This window comes from Enterobacter sp. QK-SA4, assembly GCF_056856775.1.
Genome location: NZ_JBXFXH010000007.1, coordinates 3978851 through 3998527, shown reverse-complemented (window position 1 = coordinate 3998527; position 19677 = coordinate 3978851). Strand labels below are relative to the sequence as shown.

Below are 19677 nucleotides of genomic sequence, written 5' to 3'. Positions count from 1 at the left end.
GTTTGAGAATTTATTATGCTAATCAAATTGTTAACTAAAGTTTTTGGTAGTCGTAACGATCGTACCCTGCGCCGTATGCGCAAAGCTGTTGCCGTCATCAACGGTATGGAACCGGCGATGGAGAAGCTCTCTGATGACGAGCTGAAAGCGAAAACGGCGGAATTCCGCGCTCGTCTGGAAAAAGGTGAAACCTTAGAAAGCCTGATCCCGGAAGCGTTTGCTGTCGTGCGCGAAGCGAGTAAGCGCGTATTCGGCATGCGTCACTTCGACGTCCAGCTACTGGGTGGTATGGTGCTCAACGAGCGCTGCATCGCGGAAATGCGTACCGGTGAAGGTAAAACCCTGACCGCAACGCTGCCGGCTTACCTGAACGCGCTGACCGGTAAAGGCGTTCACGTCGTTACCGTCAACGACTATCTGGCGCAGCGTGACGCCGAAAACAACCGCCCACTGTTCGAATTCCTCGGTATGACCGTCGGTATCAACATGTCCGGCCTGCCTGCGCCAGCCAAGCGCGAAGCATATAACGCGGACATCACCTACGGCACCAACAACGAATACGGGTTCGACTACCTGCGTGACAACATGGCGTTCAGCCCGGAAGAGCGCGTCCAGCGTAAACTGCACTATGCGCTGGTGGATGAGGTTGACTCCATCCTGATCGATGAAGCGCGTACTCCGCTGATCATCTCCGGCCCGGCTGAAGACAGCTCCGAGATGTACCGTAAAGTCGACAAAATCATTCCACACCTGCTGCGTCAGGAGAAAGAGGACTCGGATACCTTCCAGGGTGAAGGCCACTTCTCCGTAGATGAAAAAGCGCGCCAGGTGAACCTGACCGAGCGTGGTCTGGTGAAAATTGAAGAGCTGCTGGTCGCTGAAGGCATCATGGAAGAGGGCGAGTCCCTGTACTCTCCGAGCAATATCATGCTGATGCACCACGTGACCGCTGCACTGCGCGCCCACGCGCTGTTCACCCGCGACGTCGATTACATCGTTAAAGACGGCGAAGTGATCATCGTCGATGAACACACCGGCCGTACCATGCAGGGACGTCGCTGGTCTGACGGTCTGCACCAGGCTGTGGAAGCCAAAGAAGGTGTGGATATTCAGAATGAAAACCAGACGCTGGCATCTATCACCTTCCAGAACTACTTCCGTCTGTATGAGAAGCTGGCGGGGATGACCGGTACTGCTGATACCGAAGCGTTTGAATTCAGCTCCATCTACAAGCTGGATACCGTGGTCGTTCCAACCAACCGTCCAATGATCCGTAAGGATATGCCGGACCTGGTGTACATGACCGAAGCGGAAAAAATTCAGGCGATCATCGAAGATATTCGCGACCGTACTGCGAATGGTCAGCCGGTTCTGGTGGGGACCATCTCCATCGAGAAATCCGAAGTGGTTTCTCACGAGCTGACTAAAGCGGGTATCAAACACAACGTTCTGAACGCCAAATTCCACGCCAAAGAAGCGGACATTGTTGCGCAGGCGGGTTATCCGGCTGCCGTAACCATCGCCACCAACATGGCGGGTCGTGGTACCGATATTATGCTGGGTGGTAGCTGGCAGGCTGAAGTGGCGGAGCTGGAAAACCCAACGCCAGAACAGATTGCCCAGATCAAAGCCGACTGGCAGGTTCGTCATGATGCCGTTCTGGCGTCCGGCGGTCTGCACATCATCGGTACAGAGCGTCACGAGTCTCGTCGTATCGATAACCAGCTGCGTGGCCGTGCGGGTCGTCAGGGTGATGCCGGTTCATCCCGCTTCTACCTGTCTATGGAAGATGCGCTGATGCGTATTTTCGCCTCCGACCGCGTGTCCGGCATGATGCGTAAGCTGGGGATGAAGCCAGGTGAAGCCATCGAGCACCCGTGGGTGACGAAAGCGATCGCTAACGCACAGCGTAAAGTGGAAAGCCGCAACTTTGATATTCGTAAGCAGCTGCTGGAATATGATGATGTGGCTAACGATCAGCGTCGTGCGATCTACACCCAGCGTAACGAACTGTTGGACGTGTCCGACGTGAGCGAAACCATCAACAGCATTCGTGAAGATGTGTTTAAAGCCACCATCGACGCGCATATTCCACCGCAGTCTCTGGAAGAGATGTGGGATATCGAAGGCCTGCAGGAACGTCTGAAAAATGACTTTGACCTCGATCTGCCAATCAAAGAGTGGCTGGATAAAGAGCCTGAGCTGCACGAAGAGACCCTTCGTGAACGTATCTTTGAAACCGCGCTGGACGTCTACAAGCGTAAAGAAGAGGTTGTTGGCGCTGAAATGATGCGTCACTTCGAAAAAGGCGTGATGCTGCAGACTCTGGACTCCCTGTGGAAAGAGCACCTGGCGGCGATGGACTACCTGCGTCAGGGTATCCACCTGCGTGGCTATGCGCAGAAAGATCCGAAGCAGGAATACAAGCGTGAATCCTTCTCCATGTTTGCCTCTATGCTGGAGTCACTGAAGTATGAAGTGATCAGCACCCTGAGCAAGGTTCAGGTGCGTATGCCGGAAGAAGTGGAAGCGATGGAGCAGCAGCGTCGTGAAGAAGCCGAGCGTCTGGCACAGATGCAGCAGCTGAGTCATCAGACCGACGACAGCGAAGCCGCAGCGGCGATCGCCGCGCAGACCGGCGATCGTAAAGTGGGTCGTAACGATCCGTGCCCGTGTGGTTCCGGTAAAAAGTACAAGGCGTGCCACGGCCGTCTGAGCTAAGTTCATAAAAAAACAAAAAGGCGCAGAAATCTGCGCCTTTTTTATGGAAGTGACAATATGAAAATACTGCAAATTGCCGTCGGGATTATTCGCAACCCGCAAAACCAAATCTTTATCACCCAGCGCGCTGCCGACGCCCATATGGCGAACAAGTGGGAGTTTCCGGGCGGTAAAATCGAGTCAGGTGAAACGCCGGAAGAGGCGCTGGTTCGGGAGCTTCAGGAAGAGGTGGGGATCACGCCGCTTGGCGCAACGCTGTTTGATAAGCTTGAGTACCAGTTTCCTGACAGGCACATCACGCTGTGGTTCTGGCTGGTGGAAAACTGGGAAGGTGAACCCTGGGGAAAAGAGGGACAGCCGGGTAACTGGGTGGAACTTCAGGCAAGTGATGCCGAAAAATTCCCGCCAGCTAATGAGCCCGTGATCCTGCGGTTAGTCGCACAACCGTAGGCCTGCCAGGCGAAGCGCCAGCAGGCTTTACAGATTACTGCTGGGTTTCGCTCCAGTCATCGCTGTCCGAGAGATCGCCTTCGCTTGGAATGCGTTTCTCTTCCGCTGCCCATTCGCCCAGGTCAATGAGCTGACAGCGCTTGCAGCAGAATGGGCGGAACGGACTGACTTCGCCCCAGACAACGGTTTTGCCACAGGTTGGGCAGCTTACGGTGGTGACATCAGACATCGGCACTCCTTAACAACAAGCCAGTTCAAAATCGAGACGTTCCGGCACGGTGCCATTTTCACTGTCCAGCGGCATAAAGCGAATCGCAAAGCGGCTCTTATGCCCGGAAATCTGTGGGTAAAGCTGTTCGCCGAGAGACAGATTGAGACGCAGAAGATCGGCATCATCACCGTTATCCTGGAAGAAACCATTCAGGCTGGTTTGCTTGCGGAACGGAGCAGAGTTACGGATCAGATCGAGGATCAGCGACAGCGTCTGGTGCATTGGCTCCAGGCTTGCCAGCCAGCTGTTCACCTGCGCGTCACGCTGCGCCTGTGGCATATGTAGCCACATATGCAGCGTCGGCAGGTCGAAGCTGCAGCAGCCGCCAGGAATGCTCAGACGCTGGCGCACCAGGCCAATCAGGCGGTCTTCACGCAAAAACTGCCCGACGCGCGGCGCGGCCATCAGGACGGCACTGCTGCTTTTCAACTGCTGGCGGAGCGCGTCGATACGGCTCTGATCTACGCCTGGGACCTCTGTCCATGCCTGCAATTTACGCTGCTGGCGCTCCAGCTCTTTGAGTAATTCTGTGCGGACATCGCCGCGTTCAATCACATCCAGCAGATCGCCTACGTTGCGGAAGAAGTGCAACGCCGTGGCATGATCGTTAACTGGCAGATGTTGTGAAAGTTGTTGAATAAGGAATTCGATGCGCAGCCAGGTGCGCATTTTTTCGTTGAGCGGATGCTCAAAAAGGATGTGTGTCGACATTATGGTTTTTCCTGTGCAACGGCCTGCGCGGCGAACGTCAGATACTGCGCGTGCAGACGGGCAACATCCGATGCAATGGCATCTGGTGCGCCGTTATTATCAATAACATCATCCGCCACGGCAAGGCGCTGAGCGCGCGTAGCCTGAGCGGCAAGAATTTGTTCAGCATGCTCCCGCGAGACGCGATCGCGCGTCATGGTTCTCTGGATTTGCGTTTCGGGTGCGACATCTATCACCAGAACCCGATCGGCTTTCTTCTGCAGCTGATTTTCAACCAGTAGCGGAACTACCCACAGGACATAGGGCGAGCGGGCTGCGGCTATCTGACGCTGAGTTTCCTGGTGGATGATGGGGTGGAGCAGGGCATTAAGCCAGGCTTTTTCCGCAGAATCAGAAAAAATGCATTCGCGAAGCTGACGGCGATTCAGTGTGCCATCGGCATTGATGACTGTCTGACCAAAATGTTCTGCGATGAACTTTAGCGCGGGTGTATTGGGCTCTACCACCTGGCGGGCAATGATATCGGCATCAATAATCGTGATACCCAAACGAGAGAACGCGTCCGCAACGGTACTTTTGCCACTACCGATGCCGCCGGTTAATGCGACGATATACCCCATTAATTCAAATCCTGGGAATTATTCATTATTAAAATCAGTTGATTAAAACTCTTAGGTGCGCCAGCAACTGTTTGGTCCTGTTTACCGGCTTTTTACCAGGTAAATTTATAGGATTGTAGCGTAAAAAAAGAGAATTTCGCAGTCTTGCGGAGCAGGTATTAGTGCGTATGATAACGTCACTGGAGTTGTGCTTTTAACATATTTGCCTCTAACCCCAGGAATCCGCACATGCGTATCGAAGAAGATCTGAAGTTAGGTTTCAAAGACGTTCTTATCCGCCCTAAACGCTCTACACTGAAAAGTCGCTCAGACGTTGAACTCGAACGTCAATTCACCTTTAAGCATTCCGGTCAGACCTGGTCTGGCGTGCCGATCATCGCCGCCAACATGGATACTGTGGGAACCTTTGAGATGGCAACCGCCCTGGCACAGTTCGACATTCTTACCGCCGTGCACAAACATTACAGCCCTGAAGAGTGGAATGCGTTTGTTGCGTCCGCGTCTGCTGACGTGGTGAAGCATGTGATGGTTTCTACCGGCACTTCCGATGCCGATTTCGAGAAGACCAAACAGATCCTGAACGCTAACCCGGCGCTCAACTTCGTTTGTATTGACGTGGCGAACGGTTACTCCGAACACTTCGTGCAGTTCGTCAGCAAGGCGCGTGAAGCCTGGCCGACGAAAACCATCATCGCAGGCAACGTGGTGACCGGTGAAATGTGTGAAGAGCTGATCCTTTCCGGTGCAGATATCGTGAAAGTGGGTATTGGTCCGGGCTCCGTGTGCACGACCCGCGTCAAAACCGGCGTCGGTTATCCGCAGCTTTCCGCCGTCATTGAATGCGCCGATGCGGCGCACGGTCTGGGCGGTCAGATCATCAGCGATGGCGGCTGTACCATGCCGGGTGATGTTGCGAAAGCCTTCGGCGGCGGCGCCGACTTCGTGATGCTCGGCGGTATGCTGGCAGGCCACGAAGAGAGCGGTGGTACCGTTGTTGAAGAGAACGGCGAGAAATTTATGCTTTTCTACGGCATGAGCTCTGAATCCGCGATGACCCGTCACGTCGGTGGCGTGGCAAAATACCGTGCGGCGGAAGGTAAAACCGTGAAGCTGCCTCTGCGTGGCCCGGTTGAATACACCGCGCGCGATATCCTCGGCGGCCTGCGCTCGGCCTGCACCTACGTTGGGGCATCTCGCCTGAAAGAACTGACTAAACGTACGACGTTTATTCGCGTTCAGGAACAGGAAAACCGCGTATTCAACAGCCTGTAATGGCTTCTGCTGGCGCATGCCCGTGCGCCAGCGCTGTTCAGCACTACCCCACGCTCATCGCATCCCCCAGATGGAAAATCGGCAGATACATTGCCACTACCAGCGTGCCGATGATGACCCCTGTCACAATCAGAAGCACTGGCTCGAGAAGTGCCGCCAGATTATCTGCCCGTTGAAAGGTCTGTTCCGTGTGGTGCCGGGCGAGATTTGCCAGCATGATGTCCAGCGCACCTGACATTTCACCGGTTCGTAAAAGCTGAATACACAGCGGGGTAAAGATGGCCGCTTTCTGAAAGGATGACCAGACGGGGAGACCTTTTTCAATGTCCTCCCGAACGCTGTGGAGTATCCCCCGCCAGTAACAACTTTCAACGGTCTCCTCTGCGCTCTCCAGACCCTGTAAAAAGGGGATACCTGCCTGCTGCGTGAGTGACAGCACGGTAAAGATGTGCCCCAGTTTTTGGCCTTTTGCCAGCGCGCCCATCACGGGTATGTGCATCAGCATGCGCTGCCAGCGAGGGTTGTGCCGCAGTGCCCAGGCGGCGGTTAAGGGCGTTAATAACGCGACGAACAACGCGAGGGCATAGGACTGGATAAATGCGGCCATCCCCATGACCATTTGCGTCAGCATCGGGAGCGGCGTGTTAAACGTTTTGTAGATCGCGGCAAACTCGGGCAAGACCAGAATGACCATCGCCAGCACCACGAGTACGGCCAGCGTCAGGACGATCGCCGGGTAGCGTAGGGCCTTTTTCACCTTCTCTCTGAGCTGCTGCTGCGCTTTTTGCTGCTGCGCGAGCTGACGGCAGCACTCCTCCAGTTTCCCTGTGAGCTCACCGGTTTTCACCATAGAGACATGCAGTGGGCTAAACACCGCTGGCCACTTTTTTAGCGACTCAGAAAAGGGGGATCCCTCACTGAGCTCATCGGCAATGCTTTGCAGCAGCGCCTGCCACGGTTTTAACGGATGTTGCTCTACCAGCATCTGCAGGCTGTGGGACAACGTCAGCCCCGCCTGCAGAAGCGTTGCGAGCTGGCGAAACATCTCGCAGCAGTGTTGCGGCTGCCAGCGGTGTCGCTGAGCGCATCGGGTCAGCGCCAGAGGATGGAGATCGCTACGCATCAGCCTGGTGAAGGCGGCAGTGCGGTCTGTGGCCCAGAGTGTTCCGCTTCGGGGTTCTCCTTCTTGGGTGAGCGCTCGCCAGCGCCAGAGCTGATTAGCAGCCATCCGGCATTCCCAGCACGCGCACCAGCTCTTCGATCGTGGTCAGCCCTTGTTCTACGGCCCTGCAGCCGTGCTCAAAAAGAGAAATCATTCCCGCCTGCCGGGCACTCGCCTCTATCACTTCGATTCCCGCCCCGCTGGCAATGGCCTGACGCAGGGCATTGTCGATCGCCAGCACTTCAAAAATGGCCACGCGGCCATAAAAACCGTGATAACAGCGATCGCAGCCGGTGGGCTGCCAGCGTGGAAGCGGTCTGGACCATACGGCGCGCGGTAATTCAGCATGCTCGCTGGCTTCCCGGCGACAGTGCGGACACAAACGCCGGACCAGTCTCTGGGCAATCACCATCGACAGCGCGGAAGATATCATCCAGCGCGCAACGCCCATCTGCTCCAGGCGAATCAGGGTTTCCGTCGTCGAGTTGGTGTGCAGCGTTGACAGCACCAGATGACCGGTCTGGGCGGCATTAATGGCAATTTCTGCCGTTTCGCCGTCACGGATTTCGCCGACCATAATGATGTCTGGATCCTGACGCAGCAGCGCCCTCAGCACGCTCTGGAATGTTAACCCCGCCCGGGGATTAATCTGCGTCTGGTTTAATCCCGCAAGGGGGATCTCAATAGGATCCTCCACGCTACAGATGTTGACGTCGGGGGTGTTACGCGCCTGCAGCGCGCTGTACAGCGTCACGGTTTTGCCGCTGCCGGTGGGGCCGGTGACCAAAATCAGCCCCTGCGGCTGGTGGAGAACCTCATTGAAACAGGCCAGTTGTTCTGCGCTCATACCAAGCGCTTTCGGCTCAAGAGCCTGCTGAACCTGATGCAGCAGACGCAGCACAATTTTCTCGCCACCGCTGCAGGGAAGCGTTGCGATCCGAAACGAGACCGGCGCGTTTGCCAGCTCAATCGTAAACTGACCGTCCTGAGGTAAACGACGTTCAGCAATATCCAGATTACCCAGCACCTTTAAACGAGCGCTGAACAGGCTGGCCAGCGAGGCGGAAAGCGGAGGCTGGGGGCAAAGAACCCCGTCGATACGTAAACGGATCTGGCATGCATGCTCCATCGGTTCGATATGAATGTCGGAGGCGCGTTGGCTGATTGCCTGCTGCAGCGTGTGGTTGAGGATATCCACCGTCGAGTGTGTTTGCGAAACGACGGGCAGATGCGATTGTGACGTTAGCTGCAGGTGTTTTTCCATGCGCTCAGCGCTCCAGCACTCAATATCAATCCGTTTCTGGGTCGCGAAGCGCAGCGCCTCCATGAGTTCAGCCGCGGGGCTGCCCACGACGGCGATGCTGACCATGTCACTGTCGCTGTTCAGCAGCAGAGCGTGATGGCGTTGACAAAGCGCCACGAGTTGATCGGTATTCATTATCCGCTCCTCAGTTATTGTCGAAGCGGAAAACGTCTTCGCAGGCCTGTTTCAGGGCGCTGTCAGCACTGATGTTGCAGTCGCGCGTCCAGCCCGTCATCCCGTTGCCGTCGTTCCACCGTGGCGTCATGGTTACCGTCAGCCCGTTAAGACTCTCCTGTCCTGTTAAGGTCACGGTCCCTTTCGCCACGCTCATTCCTGAAACGTAGCGTGTCGTGGTGGGAGAGGGGATACCGTTACTGCCCGCATCGCAGCTCTCCACGCCACCGTGATCCAGCGCGCAAAGCTCAATGGCCGTACGGTAGGGAACGAAGGTTTGCAGCATATCGGTCAGCGCCGCCTTGCGCAGGTAATTTTGATAGGCGGGAACGCCGATGGCGCTCAGAATCGCAATGATGCCAATGACCACCATCAGCTCAATGAGGGTGAAGCCTTGTTGTCTGTTCATATCTGCTCCTTATGCAAAGTGGCGCTACTTTGTCAGTGGGAAAGAGCAGAAACGAGAGGCAAAAAAGGGAACGGGAAGGAGGCTTCAGAGAATTTTTTCAGTGTTGCAGGGCAGAACAGTGGATCTGCGAGCGGGGCTGAAATTCCCCTCTCCGGGTGGAGAGGGGAGAATGCGTTATTTGAAGCGCATTGAGAGGTCGAGGGCGCGAACGTGTTTGGTCAGCGCGCCGACGGAGATGTAATCCACGCCGGTTTCGGCGAATTCACGGATCGTTTCGAAAGTGACGTTCCCGGACACTTCAAGCTGGGCCCGGCCGTTAGTCAGTTTTACCGCCTCGCGCATCTGCTCTGTTTCGAAGTTATCAAGCATGATGATATCGGCCCCGGCCTTAATCGCCTGCTCCAGCTCCTCCAGGCTTTCGACTTCCACCTCAACAGGCACGTCCGGGTGCAGCCAGAAGGCTTTCTCCACCGCCTGACGCACGGAGCCAGAGGCAATAATGTGGTTCTCTTTAATGAGGAAGGCGTCGGATAAGCCTAGGCGATGGTTAGCGCCGCCGCCGCAGAGCACCGCATACTTCAGCGCGGTACGCAGGCCCGGCAGCGTTTTGCGGGTATCCAGCAGCTGGGTGCGGGTACCGGCCAGCAGGTCAACGTAACGACGCACTTCACTGGCCACGCCAGAGAGCGTTTGTACAAAATTGAGCGCGGTACGTTCGCCGGTCAGCAAGACGCGGGAAGGACCGTCCAGTTCGAACAGCGGCTGGTTTGCCGTAATTGCATCGCCGTCTTCAACGTGCCAGATAATCTGCACATCATCACCCGCCAGCTGGGTAAAGACCTCTTCAACCCAACGCTTGCCGCAAAAAACGCCGTCTTCACGGGTGATAATGACCGCGTGCGAGCGCGTCTCTTTTGGCAACAATTGTGCGGTAATATCCTTATCAGCGTTAACGTCACCGACCAGATCTTCTTTCAAAGCATGGGAGACGCTTGCCGGAATATCCATATTAATACGTTCCAGAAGCGCTTCACGTCGGTGGTCGGGGTTGTAGCGGCGAGGCGGCATGATAAAACTCCAAATTGGTAACGAATCATAATATTGAAACATGCTACTCTGAACCGAGTCATTGCACCATACAGAAGGAGTTCCAGCATGTTGTTAGAAAACGGATGGCTGGTGGATGCGCGGCGTGTGCCCTCGCCGCACCACGATTGCCGCCCGGAGGATGAAAAGCCCACACTGCTGGTGGTTCATAATATTAGTCTCCCGCCGGGTGAATTTGGCGGCCCGTGGATCGATGCGTTATTCACGGGAACTATTGATCCCGATGCTCATCCCTTCTTTGCTGAAATTGCACATCTGCGCGTATCGGCTCACTGCCTGATTCGTCGCGATGGTGAAGTGGTTCAGTATGTTCCCTTTGATAAGCGCGCCTGGCATGCCGGCGTGTCGATGTATCACGGGCGCGAACGGTGCAACGATTTTTCTATCGGGATCGAAATGGAAGGCACGGATACTACGCCCTACACCGATTCACAGTATCAACGGCTAGCGGCAGTGACCCGCACGCTTATCGGACTCTACCCGGCTATCGCCGACAATATCACGGGACACAGTGATATTGCCCCGGAGAGAAAAACCGATCCCGGCCCGGCCTTTAACTGGCCCCGGTTTCGCGCCATGCTCACCGCGTCGTCAGAATAAGGAGATACCATGACGTTGTTTACCATGCTGCTGGTTATCATCGCTGAACGCCTGTTCAAGCTCGGCGAGCACTGGCATCTGGATCACCGGCTGGAGGTGTTATTCCGCCGTATCAAACATTTTTCCATGCTGCGCACGCTGCTGATGATGGCAGGGGTGATGGTCATTACGTTCCTGCTCCTGCGCTCGCTGTACGGACTCTTTTTCAACGTGCCGCTGCTGGTGGTGTGGATCCTGCTTGGGGTGCTGTGCATTGGCGCAGGCAAGGTGCGTTTACACTATCACGCATACCTGAAAGCCGCCTCCCGTGACGATGCCCATGCGCGCGGTGCCATGGCGAGCGAGCTGACGATGATCCACGGCGTGCCGCCGGACTGCGACGAGCGCGAATTCCTGCGCGAGCTGCAAAACGCGCTGCTGTGGATTAACTTCCGTTACTATCTTGCGCCGCTGTTCTGGTTTGTAGTGGGTGGCCCGCTGGGGCCGGTGCTGCTGATGGGATATGCGTTCCTGCGCGCCTGGCAGACCTGGCTTGCCCGTTATCTGACGCCGCATGAACGCCTGCAGTCCGGTATTGACGCCATCCTGCACGTGCTCGACTGGCTCCCGGTGCGTCTGGTCGGCGTGGTGTACGCGTTAATTGGTCACGGTGAAAAAGCGCTGCCCGCATGGTTCGCTTCTCTTGCCGATCGCCATACGTCGCAGTACCAGGTGCTAACGCGTCTGGCGCAGTTCTCGCTGGCGCGTGAGCCGCATACCGACAAGATTGAAACGCCGAAGGCCGCTGTCTCCATGGCGAAGAAAACGTCGTTTGTGGTGGTGGTTATCGTGGCGCTGCTGACGATTTACGGCACGCTGGTGTAGGCCAGCGCGCCGCAAAGGCTAAAGCGTATCCGCGGGCGGGATGCCGAAATCAGGCATCCCGTTTTCATTCCAGCGGACGAGCTTCAGTCGAGTATGGCGATTCGGATCGTACAGCGGGTCGCCCTCAATTTCGGTGTAATTCCGCGCGTGATACACCAGCACATCTTCTCCTTCCGGCGTTTGCGTAAAGCTGTTGTGTCCCGGGCCGAACTGGCGGTTTTCATAGCTGGTAACGAACACCGGACGCGGGGATTTGTGCCAGTTTGCCGGATTTTGCGGATCGGCATTCAGGTCTATCCACAGTAGACCCATGCAGTAGTTCTCGTCGGTCGCGCTGGCGGAGTAGCTGATAAACAGCTTATTGCCGTGAACCAGCACCGCCGGGCCTTCGTTGACCCAAAACCCGCGACGCTCCCAGTCATACTCCGGCTTGCTGAGCATCACCGGCTCGCCTTTCAGCGTCCACGGGTTCTCCATTTCACAGAGATAAAGATTGGAGTTTCCGGTGATGTCCGGCGCTTTTTGCGCCCACAGATACCAGCGTTTCCCCTGATGAACAAAGGTGGTGGCGTCCAGAGCGAAGGTATCGAAAGGCGTTTTGATTTGCCCTTTCTCCACCCACGTGCCGGTTAGCGGATCGCCGTCGGCACATTCAATGGCGAACATACGGTGCTGGAACATTCCGAGCGCGTCGAGCGCCTGGGTGTGCGTCGCAGCAAAATAGATGTACCACTTCCCGTCAATGTGATGCAGTTCCGGTGCCCAGATCAGCTGGCTCATCGGGCCGGTGTCGGGCTTGCGCCAGACCACCACTTCTTCGGCATTACGTAAGCCTTCAAGAGACTCTGCGCGGCGGATTGCCAGCCTGTCGTACTCCGGCACGGAGGCGATAAAATAGTACAGCCCCTCGTGGCGTAAAATGTACGGATCGGCGCGTTGTTCAATAAACGGGTTTGGCCAGGTTTGCATTCGGCTTTCCTTATTTTGTCTCAGCGACTTTGAGTTCCTGATAATCGTTCAGCTCGCGGTAGTTATTGCGACGCTTTTCCAGATCGGACTGGATCTGCTTCATGGTTTCGCGGTCCACTTTCAGCAGGCGCACCACGCCCGCGGTAATCAAGTATCCAATGCCGGGAATGACGGTAAAGAGCAGCACGATCCCATTAATGGCGTTCGCGCTCTGCGCTTTTGCGCCCGCGTCATAACCGTACCAGGAGAGCAGGAAGCCGACCATCGCCCCGGCAATCGCCAGCCCCAGCTTCAGGAAGAAGATGTTGCCGGAGAAGCTGATCCCCGTGATGCGCTTACCGGTCTTCCACTCGCCGTAGTCGTCCACGTCGGCCATCAGCGACCAGTGCAGCGGAGACGGGATCTGGTGCAGGATGTTCAGCAGGAAGTAGAGCACCACGATGGTGACGGTGGCTTTCGGGTCGAAGAAATAAAAGGTGGTTGAGAAAATCGCCAGAACGATATTGGTCCAGAAGAAGACCTTGAGCTTACACCAGCGGTCGGTCAGCACTTTTGCCAGCACGCTGCCGAGCATCATGCCGACCACGCCCAGGCTGATAAACAGCGTGGCGAAATGGGTGCTCTGGCCCATCACCCAGGTGACGTAATACATGGTGGCCGCCATGCGGATAAAGCCCGGGCAGACGTTGCACAGGGTCAGGAGCAGAATGCGTACCCACTGGTCGTTCTTCCACACGTCTTTCAGATCGTTTTTCAGCTCGTCGTTGGTCTGTACCGCCGGACGCACGCGCTCGCGCACGGTGGCGAAGCAGAACAGGAACATGCAGGTCCCAATCAGCGCCAGAACGGTCATCGCCATCTGGTAGCCTTTGGCTTTGTTATCCCCGCCAAACCAGTCGGCCATCGGCAGCAGCGTTAATGAGAGCAGCAGCGTGGCGATGCCCACCAGCACGAAGCGATACGACTGGCAGGCCACGCGCTCTTTTGGATCGTTGGTGATCACCCCGCCCAGCGAGCAGTAGGGAATGTTGATGGCCGTATAGGTCAAAGAGAGCAGGAAGTAGGTGACAAACGCATAGATAACTTTGCTGTTATAACTCCACTCCGGCGTGGTGAACATCAGGATGCTGAACAGCGCGTAGGGGAAGGCGATCCACAGCAGCCATGGACGAAACCGGCCATATTTGCTGCGGGTACGGTCGGCAATCGCCCCCATGATCGGGTCCGTTACGGCGTCAATCACGCGCACGGAAAGCAGCAGCACGCCGACCAGCGCAGGGGCGAGGCCAAAAATATCCGTATAAAAATAGTTAACAAACAGCATGATGGCGCCGAAGATGATGTTGCATCCCGCGTCGCCCATCCCATAGCCGATCTTTTCTTTTACTGACAGTGTGTTGTTATCCATCGACAGCTCTCCGGTTTACGGTATGGAGAGAATTATTTGCTGGCAAAGGAATATATGCGTTGCAGTATCAGGGCGGTGATATGGATAAATGCGCTGTGGGCATGAAAGTGTGAGGGAGGTAACAACGCGCGGCACCCGCAAAAGCAGGTGCCGCGAAGAGAGGCTTAGTGTGCCTTCATGGCATTACGGCTTTTCTGACTGAACAGATAGCCCACGCCCAGGATCGCAATCCAGACCGGGATCAGGTAGACGGAAATCGCCATACCCGGGGTGATCAGCATAATCACCAGCACGGCTGCCATAAACAGCAGGCAGATCCAGTTACCCAGCGGATAGAGCAGGGCAGGGAAGCGCGTGGTGACGCCCTGCTGCTGCTTGGCGCGGCGGAACTTCATGTGCGCCAGGCTGATCATGGCCCAGTTGATGACCAGGGCAGAGACCACCAGCGCCATCAGCAGGCCAAACGCCGATTCCGGAGCCATGTAGTTAATGAGCACGCACAGCGCGGTCACAACCGCCGAAACCAGAATTGTGTTTACCGGCACGCCGCGTTTATCGACGTTGAGTAGCGCTTTTGGCGCGTTGCCCTGCTGGGCCAGGCCGAACAGCATGCGGCTGTTGCAGTACACGCAGCTGTTGTAAACGGAGAGCGCTGCGGTCAACACCACGATGTTCAGGGCGTTGGCGACAAAGGTGTCGCCCAGCTCGTGGAAGATCAGCACAAACGGGCTGGTGTCGGCGGTCACGCGCGTCCACGGCAGCAGGGAGAGCAGCACGGCCAGCGAGCCCACGTAGAAGATCAGAATGCGGTAGATAACCTGGTTAGTGGCTTTCGGAATGCTTTGCTCCGGGTTGTCGGCTTCAGCAGCGGTGATGCCCACCAGCTCCAGGCCGCCGAAGGAGAACATAATGATGGCCATCATCATCACCAGGCCGGTCATGCCGTGAGGCAGGAATCCGCCCTGTTCCCAGAGGTTGCGCACGGTTGCCTGCGGGCCGCCGTTGCCGCTGAACAGCAGCCAGCCGCCGAAGATAATCATCGCCACTACGGCAATGACCTTGATGATGGCAAACCAGAACTCCATTTCACCGAACACTTTTACGTTGGTCAGGTTAATGGCGTTAATAATGACGAAGAAAGCGGCTGCGGAAGCCCAGGTTGGGATCTCGGGATACCAGAACTGAATGTATTTCCCAACGGCGGTAAGCTCAGCCATGGCAACCAGAACGTACAGGACCCAGTAGTTCCAGCCCGAGGCGAAACCGGCAAAGCTGCCCCAGCATTTATAGGCAAAGTGGCTGAAGGAGCCTGCGACCGGCTCTTCAACGACCATTTCACCCAGCTGGCGCATAATCAGAAAGGCAATAAAGCCGGCAATCGCGTAACCCAAAATAATGCCCGGACCGGCAGACTGGATAACGGATGCGCTGCCCAGAAACAGGCCGGTACCAATCGCACCGCCCAGTGCGATGAGCTGTATATGGCGGTTTTTAAGCCCGCGCTTTAGCTGATCGCCGTGCTGTTGAGCTTCCATTTGAAACCTCGTGTGTGGTTGTTATGTTCACGCTGTGCGTGTGTAATTATGAAAATCCATATTCTGTATTTATTTCTTTACGGTTAACGAGACCGAAAAAAGCGGAGATGGCTTCCGTAAGCGCCAGAATAGTGATAAGTGCCTGCGAATGCACCTGCTTTATGAAGGGGTGATGACGACTTGAATAAAAAGAAAGCATTTGTAAATCGGCCCGCTCGTTGTTCCTCACCCAACCTATAGAATAGAAATGCGCCTTAAGTGGGCGAATTTTCATTATTTGCCTTGTTGAATCGCTTCAGATTGCAAAAACCCTCGTTTCATTATGGTTAAAACTCCCTCTTTGGGAGTAATCAACTCATTTGTGCAAAGTTACATTTCTGAAACGTTATTTCTGTAAGGTTGTTAAAATGTGCAGGGTTTACTGATTTCAATCAAAACCAATATGGACAGAAGGTGAATACTTTGTTACTTTAGCGATACGAAATAGAAATTGGTAAGACCAATTGACTCCGGGCAAAAAGGCGTAAGACAGGGAATATGGCCTACAGCAAAATTCGCCAACCAAAACTATCTGATGTGATTGAGCAGCAGCTGGAGTTTTTAATCCTCGAAGGGACTCTGCGCCCGGGTGAGAAACTTCCGCCAGAACGCGAGCTGGCAAAACAGTTCGACGTTTCACGTCCCTCTCTGCGTGAGGCGATTCAACGTCTCGAAGCAAAGGGCTTGCTGCTTCGTCGCCAGGGCGGCGGAACCTTTGTGCAAAACAGCCTGTGGCAGAGCTTCAGCGATCCGCTGGTAGAACTTCTCTCTGACCACCCAGAATCCCAGTTTGATCTGCTTGAGACCCGTCACGCGCTTGAAGGTATTGCGGCCTATTACGCCGCCCTTCGCAGCACTGATGAAGATCGCGTGCGTATCCGCGAACTGCATCAGGCCATTGAACGGGCACAGCAGTCCGGCGATTTAGACGCCGAGTCCAGCGCCGTCGTCCAGTATCAAATTGCCGTCACCGAAGCGGCCCACAACGTGGTGCTCCTCCATCTGCTACGCTGCATGGAGCCCATGCTGGCCCAGAACGTTCGTCAAAATTTTGAATTGTTGTATGCCCGTCGGGACATGCTCCCACTGGTAAGCAACCATCGCACCCGAGTATTCGAGGCGATAATGGCCGGGGAACCGGAGCAGGCGCGCGAAGCGTCGCACCGACATCTGGCTTTCATTGAGGAAATCTTGCTGGACCGCAGCCGTGAACAATCGCGTCGCGAACGTTCATTACGCCGCATACAGCAACGAAAGGATTAAGCGCCAGGTACTTTTAGAGCGCGGCAACTAAACGCAGAACCTGTCTTATTGTGTTTTCTGGCGAAAATACAATGGGACAGGTTCCAGACAAATCAACGTATTAGATAGATAAGGAATACCCCCATGTCAGAACGTCTCCAAAATGACGTGGATCCGATCGAAACTCGCGACTGGCTACAGGCGATCGAATCGGTCATCCGTGAAGAAGGTGTTGAGCGCGCTCAGTATCTGATTGATCAGCTGCTTTCTGAAGCCCGCAAAGGCGGCGTGAAGGTTGCTTCAGGTGCAGGGGCTAGCAACTACGTAAACACGATTGCCGTCGAAGACGAACCGGAATACCCGGGCAATCTGGATCTGGAACGTCGTATCCGTTCTGCAATCCGCTGGAACGCCATCATGACCGTTCTGCGCGCATCCAAGAAAGACCTGGAACTGGGTGGCCACATGGCGTCCTTCCAGTCTTCTGCGACCGTTTACGAAGTGTGCTTCAACCACTTCTTCCGTGCAGCGAACGAGAAAGACGGCGGCGATCTGGTGTACTTCCAGGGCCACATCTCTCCGGGCATCTATGCACGTGCATTCCTGGAAGGTCGTCTGACTGAAGAGCAGATGAATAACTTCCGTCAGGAAGTACACGGTAAAGGTCTGTCTTCTTACCCGCACCCTAAACTGATGCCTGAATTCTGGCAGTTCCCGACCGTATCTATGGGTCTGGGCCCAATCGGCGCGATCTACCAGGCTAAATTCCTGAAGTATCTGGAACACCGTGGCCTGAAAGACACTTCTGAGCAGACCGTTTACGCCTTCCTGGGCGACGGCGAAATGGATGAGCCAGAATCGAAAGGCGCGATCACCATCGCGACCCGTGAGAAGCTGGACAACCTGTGCTTCATCATCAACTGTAACCTGCAGCGTCTGGATGGTCCGGTAACCGGTAACGGCAAGATCATCAACGAACTGGAAGGCATCTTCGCAGGTGCTGGCTGGAACGTGATCAAAGTCATGTGGGGCGGTCGTTGGGATGAGCTGCTGCGTAAAGACACCAGCGGTAAACTGATCCAGCTGATGAACGAAACCGTTGACGGTGACTACCAGACCTTCAAATCCAAAGACGGTGCCTACGTTCGTGAGCACTTCTTCGGCAAATATCCTGAAACCGCAGCACTGGTTGCTGACTGGACTGATGAGCAGATCTGGGCGCTGAACCGCGGTGGTCACGATCCGAAGAAAGTCTACGCTGCACTGAAAAAAGCTCGCGAAACCAAAGGTAAAGCGACTGTAATCCTGGCCCATACCATCAAAGGTTACGGCATGGGTGATACCGCAGAAGGTAAAAACATCGCTCACCAGGTTAAGAAAATGAACATGGACGGCGTGCGTTATATCCGCGACCGTTTCAACGTTCCAGTGACCGATGAGCAGGTAGAAAACCTGTCTTACATCACCTTCCCGGAAGGTTCTGAAGAGCATAAGTACCTGCACGAACGTCGTCAGGCGCTGAAAGGCTACCTGCCAGCTCGTCAGCCAAACTTCACCGAGAAGCTGGAACTGCCGGCGCTGGAAGACTTCTCCCAGCTGCTGGAAGAGCAGAACAAAGAGATCTCTACCACTATCGCTTTCGTTCGTGCCCTGAACGTGATGCTGAAGAACAAGTCGATCAAAGATCGTCTGGTTCCAATCATCGCCGACGAAGCGCGTACTTTCGGTATGGAAGGTCTGTTCCGTCAGATCGGTATCTACAGCCCGAACGGCCAGCAGTACACCCCGCAGGACCGTGAGCAGGTTGCATACTACAAAGAAGACGAGAAAGGTCAGATCCTGCAGGAAGGTATCAACGAGCTGGGCGCAGGCGCATCCTGGCTGGCTGCTGCGACCTCTTACAGCACCAACAACCTGCCGATGATCCCGTTCTACATCTACTACTCCATGTTCGGGTTCCAGCGTATCGGTGACCTGTGCTGGCAGGCAGGCGACCAGCAGGCTCGCGGCTTCCTGGTAGGCGGTACCTCCGGTCGTACGACTCTGAACGGTGAAGGTCTGCAGCACGAAGATGGCCACAGCCACATTCAGTCTCTGACTATCCCTAACTGTATCTCTTACGACCCGTCTTACGCGTACGAAGTGGCAGTCATCATGCATGACGGTCTGCAGCGCATGTACGGTGAAGCGCAAGAGAACATTTACTACTACATCACCACCCTGAACGAAAACTACCACATGCCGGCAATGCCAGCAGGTGCCGAGGAAGGTATCCGTAAAGGTATCTACAAACTCGAAACCATCGAAGGTAGCAAAGGTAAAGTTCAGCTGCTGGGCTCCGGCTCTATCCTGCGTCACGTACGTGAAGCAGCGCAGATCCTGGCGAAAGACTACGGCGTGGGTTCCGACGTGTACTCTGTGACCTCCTTCACTGAACTGGCGCGTGATGGCCAGGATTGTGAGCGCTGGAACATGTTGCACCCACTGGAAACTCCACGTGTTCCGTACATCGCTCAGGTGATGAACGACGCGCCAGCGGTGGCGTCTACTGACTATATGAAACTGTTCGCCGAGCAGGTTCGTACTTACGTTCCAGCTGATGATTATCGCGTACTGGGTACTGACGGCTTCGGTCGTTCTGACAGCCGCGAAAACCTGCGTCACCACTTCGAAGTTGATGCTTCTTACGTGGTTGTAGCAGCACTGGGCGAACTGGCTAAACGTGGCGAAATCGATAAGAAAGTGGTTGCGGATGCAATCACCAAATTCAACATCGATGCAGAAAAAGTTAACCCGCGTCTGGCGTAAGAGGTAAAAGAA

At 55.3% G+C, this 19677-nt stretch carries 18 protein-coding genes; 7 read left to right on the top strand and 11 right to left on the bottom strand.

Going from position 1 to position 19677, the window contains the following annotated elements; all coding sequences use genetic code 11:
• Nucleotides 1-15 precede the first annotated feature (15 nt).
• Together secA and mutT are read left to right on the top strand one after the other, a co-directional pair.
• Nucleotides 16-2721, top strand: coding sequence for a preprotein translocase subunit SecA (gene secA / locus AC1VYI_RS20900; protein ID WP_023310402.1), 2706 nt, complete (start codon nucleotides 16-18; stop codon nucleotides 2719-2721).
• 57 nt (nucleotides 2722-2778) lie between these two features.
• Entirely contained in the window at nucleotides 2779-3171 is a 393-nt protein-coding gene (gene mutT / locus AC1VYI_RS20895) for an 8-oxo-dGTP diphosphatase MutT (RefSeq protein ID WP_023310403.1), read from the top strand.
• 34 nt (nucleotides 3172-3205) lie between these two features.
• Here mutT and yacG read toward each other — a convergent pair whose 3' ends face one another.
• From yacG to coaE, 3 genes are read right to left on the bottom strand one after another with little or no spacing between them, the layout of a single operon-like run.
• Entirely contained in the window at nucleotides 3206-3400 is a 195-nt protein-coding gene (gene yacG, locus AC1VYI_RS20890) for a DNA gyrase inhibitor YacG (RefSeq protein ID WP_023310404.1), read from the bottom strand.
• A 9-nt stretch (nucleotides 3401-3409) separates the two neighbouring features.
• Nucleotides 3410-4153, bottom strand: coding sequence for a cell division protein ZapD (zapD, locus tag AC1VYI_RS20885; RefSeq protein ID WP_023310405.1), 744 nt, complete (start codon nucleotides 4151-4153; stop codon nucleotides 3410-3412).
• Nucleotides 4153-4773, bottom strand: a complete 621-nt coding sequence (gene coaE / locus AC1VYI_RS20880; protein ID WP_045355148.1) for a dephospho-CoA kinase — start codon at nucleotides 4771-4773, stop codon at nucleotides 4153-4155. Before coaE ends, zapD begins: the two co-directional genes overlap by 1 nt.
• Before the next feature lie 228 nt (nucleotides 4774-5001).
• Here coaE and AC1VYI_RS20875 point away from each other — a divergent pair, with 228 nt between their 5' ends.
• On the top strand, nucleotides 5002-6045 hold the full coding sequence (locus tag AC1VYI_RS20875) for a GMP reductase (RefSeq protein ID WP_023310407.1): 1044 nt from the start codon (nucleotides 5002-5004) through the stop codon (nucleotides 6043-6045).
• A 43-nt stretch (nucleotides 6046-6088) separates the two neighbouring features.
• Here the strand turns inward: AC1VYI_RS20875 and hofC are convergent, their stop codons facing one another.
• The 4 genes from hofC to nadC all read right to left on the bottom strand — a co-directional run bounded on the left by hofC (nucleotide 6089) and on the right by nadC (nucleotide 10161).
• On the bottom strand, nucleotides 6089-7273 hold the full coding sequence (gene hofC, locus AC1VYI_RS20870; protein ID WP_134866802.1) for a protein transport protein HofC: 1185 nt from the start codon (nucleotides 7271-7273) through the stop codon (nucleotides 6089-6091).
• On the bottom strand, nucleotides 7263-8645 hold the full coding sequence (gene gspE / locus AC1VYI_RS20865; RefSeq protein ID WP_226483428.1) for a type II secretion system protein GspE: 1383 nt from the start codon (nucleotides 8643-8645) through the stop codon (nucleotides 7263-7265). The genes hofC and gspE overlap by 11 nt, the downstream gene beginning before the upstream one ends.
• A gap of 10 nt (nucleotides 8646-8655) precedes the next feature.
• Entirely contained in the window at nucleotides 8656-9093 is a 438-nt protein-coding gene (ppdD, locus tag AC1VYI_RS20860; RefSeq protein WP_134866801.1) for a prepilin peptidase-dependent pilin, read from the bottom strand.
• Between the two features lie 174 nt (nucleotides 9094-9267).
• A complete protein-coding gene (gene nadC / locus AC1VYI_RS20855) occupies nucleotides 9268-10161 on the bottom strand; it encodes a carboxylating nicotinate-nucleotide diphosphorylase (protein ID WP_134866800.1) in 894 nt (297 codons plus the stop codon).
• 87 nt (nucleotides 10162-10248) lie between these two features.
• On the opposite strand from nadC, the gene ampD reads away from it, so the two are divergent.
• Both ampD and ampE read left to right on the top strand, forming a co-directional pair.
• Entirely contained in the window at nucleotides 10249-10800 is a 552-nt protein-coding gene (ampD, locus tag AC1VYI_RS20850; protein WP_134866799.1) for a 1,6-anhydro-N-acetylmuramyl-L-alanine amidase AmpD, read from the top strand.
• A gap of 9 nt (nucleotides 10801-10809) precedes the next feature.
• Entirely contained in the window at nucleotides 10810-11664 is an 855-nt protein-coding gene (gene ampE, locus AC1VYI_RS20845) for a beta-lactamase regulator AmpE (RefSeq protein ID WP_023310413.1), read from the top strand.
• Nucleotides 11665-11682: 18 nt separating this feature from the next.
• Here the strand turns inward: ampE and AC1VYI_RS20840 are convergent, their stop codons facing one another.
• The 4 genes from AC1VYI_RS20840 to AC1VYI_RS20825 form a co-directional block, all read right to left on the bottom strand.
• Entirely contained in the window at nucleotides 11683-12633 is a 951-nt protein-coding gene (locus AC1VYI_RS20840; protein ID WP_134866798.1) for a glycoside hydrolase family 43 protein, read from the bottom strand.
• Between the two features lie 10 nt (nucleotides 12634-12643).
• Entirely contained in the window at nucleotides 12644-14041 is a 1398-nt protein-coding gene (locus AC1VYI_RS20835; RefSeq protein WP_045355156.1) for a glycoside-pentoside-hexuronide (GPH):cation symporter, read from the bottom strand.
• Between the two features lie 164 nt (nucleotides 14042-14205).
• Complete coding sequence (aroP, locus tag AC1VYI_RS20830; protein WP_482882578.1) at nucleotides 14206-15576, bottom strand: aromatic amino acid transporter AroP; 1371 nt, start codon at nucleotides 15574-15576, stop codon at nucleotides 14206-14208.
• A gap of 46 nt (nucleotides 15577-15622) precedes the next feature.
• The gene (locus AC1VYI_RS20825; RefSeq protein ID WP_023310417.1) at nucleotides 15623-15850 is read right to left on the bottom strand and encodes a hypothetical protein; all 228 of its coding nucleotides are present in this window, start codon (nucleotides 15848-15850) and stop codon (nucleotides 15623-15625) included.
• A gap of 263 nt (nucleotides 15851-16113) precedes the next feature.
• Between AC1VYI_RS20825 and pdhR the strand changes: the two genes are divergently transcribed.
• Nucleotides 16114-16878, top strand: coding sequence for a pyruvate dehydrogenase complex transcriptional repressor PdhR (pdhR, locus tag AC1VYI_RS20820; protein WP_008501960.1), 765 nt, complete (start codon nucleotides 16114-16116; stop codon nucleotides 16876-16878).
• 123 nt (nucleotides 16879-17001) lie between these two features.
• Nucleotides 17002-19665: a pyruvate dehydrogenase (acetyl-transferring), homodimeric type gene (gene aceE, locus AC1VYI_RS20815; protein ID WP_023310418.1), complete on the top strand. Its 2664-nt coding sequence runs from the start codon at nucleotides 17002-17004 to the stop codon at nucleotides 19663-19665.
• Nucleotides 19666-19677 lie beyond the last annotated feature (12 nt).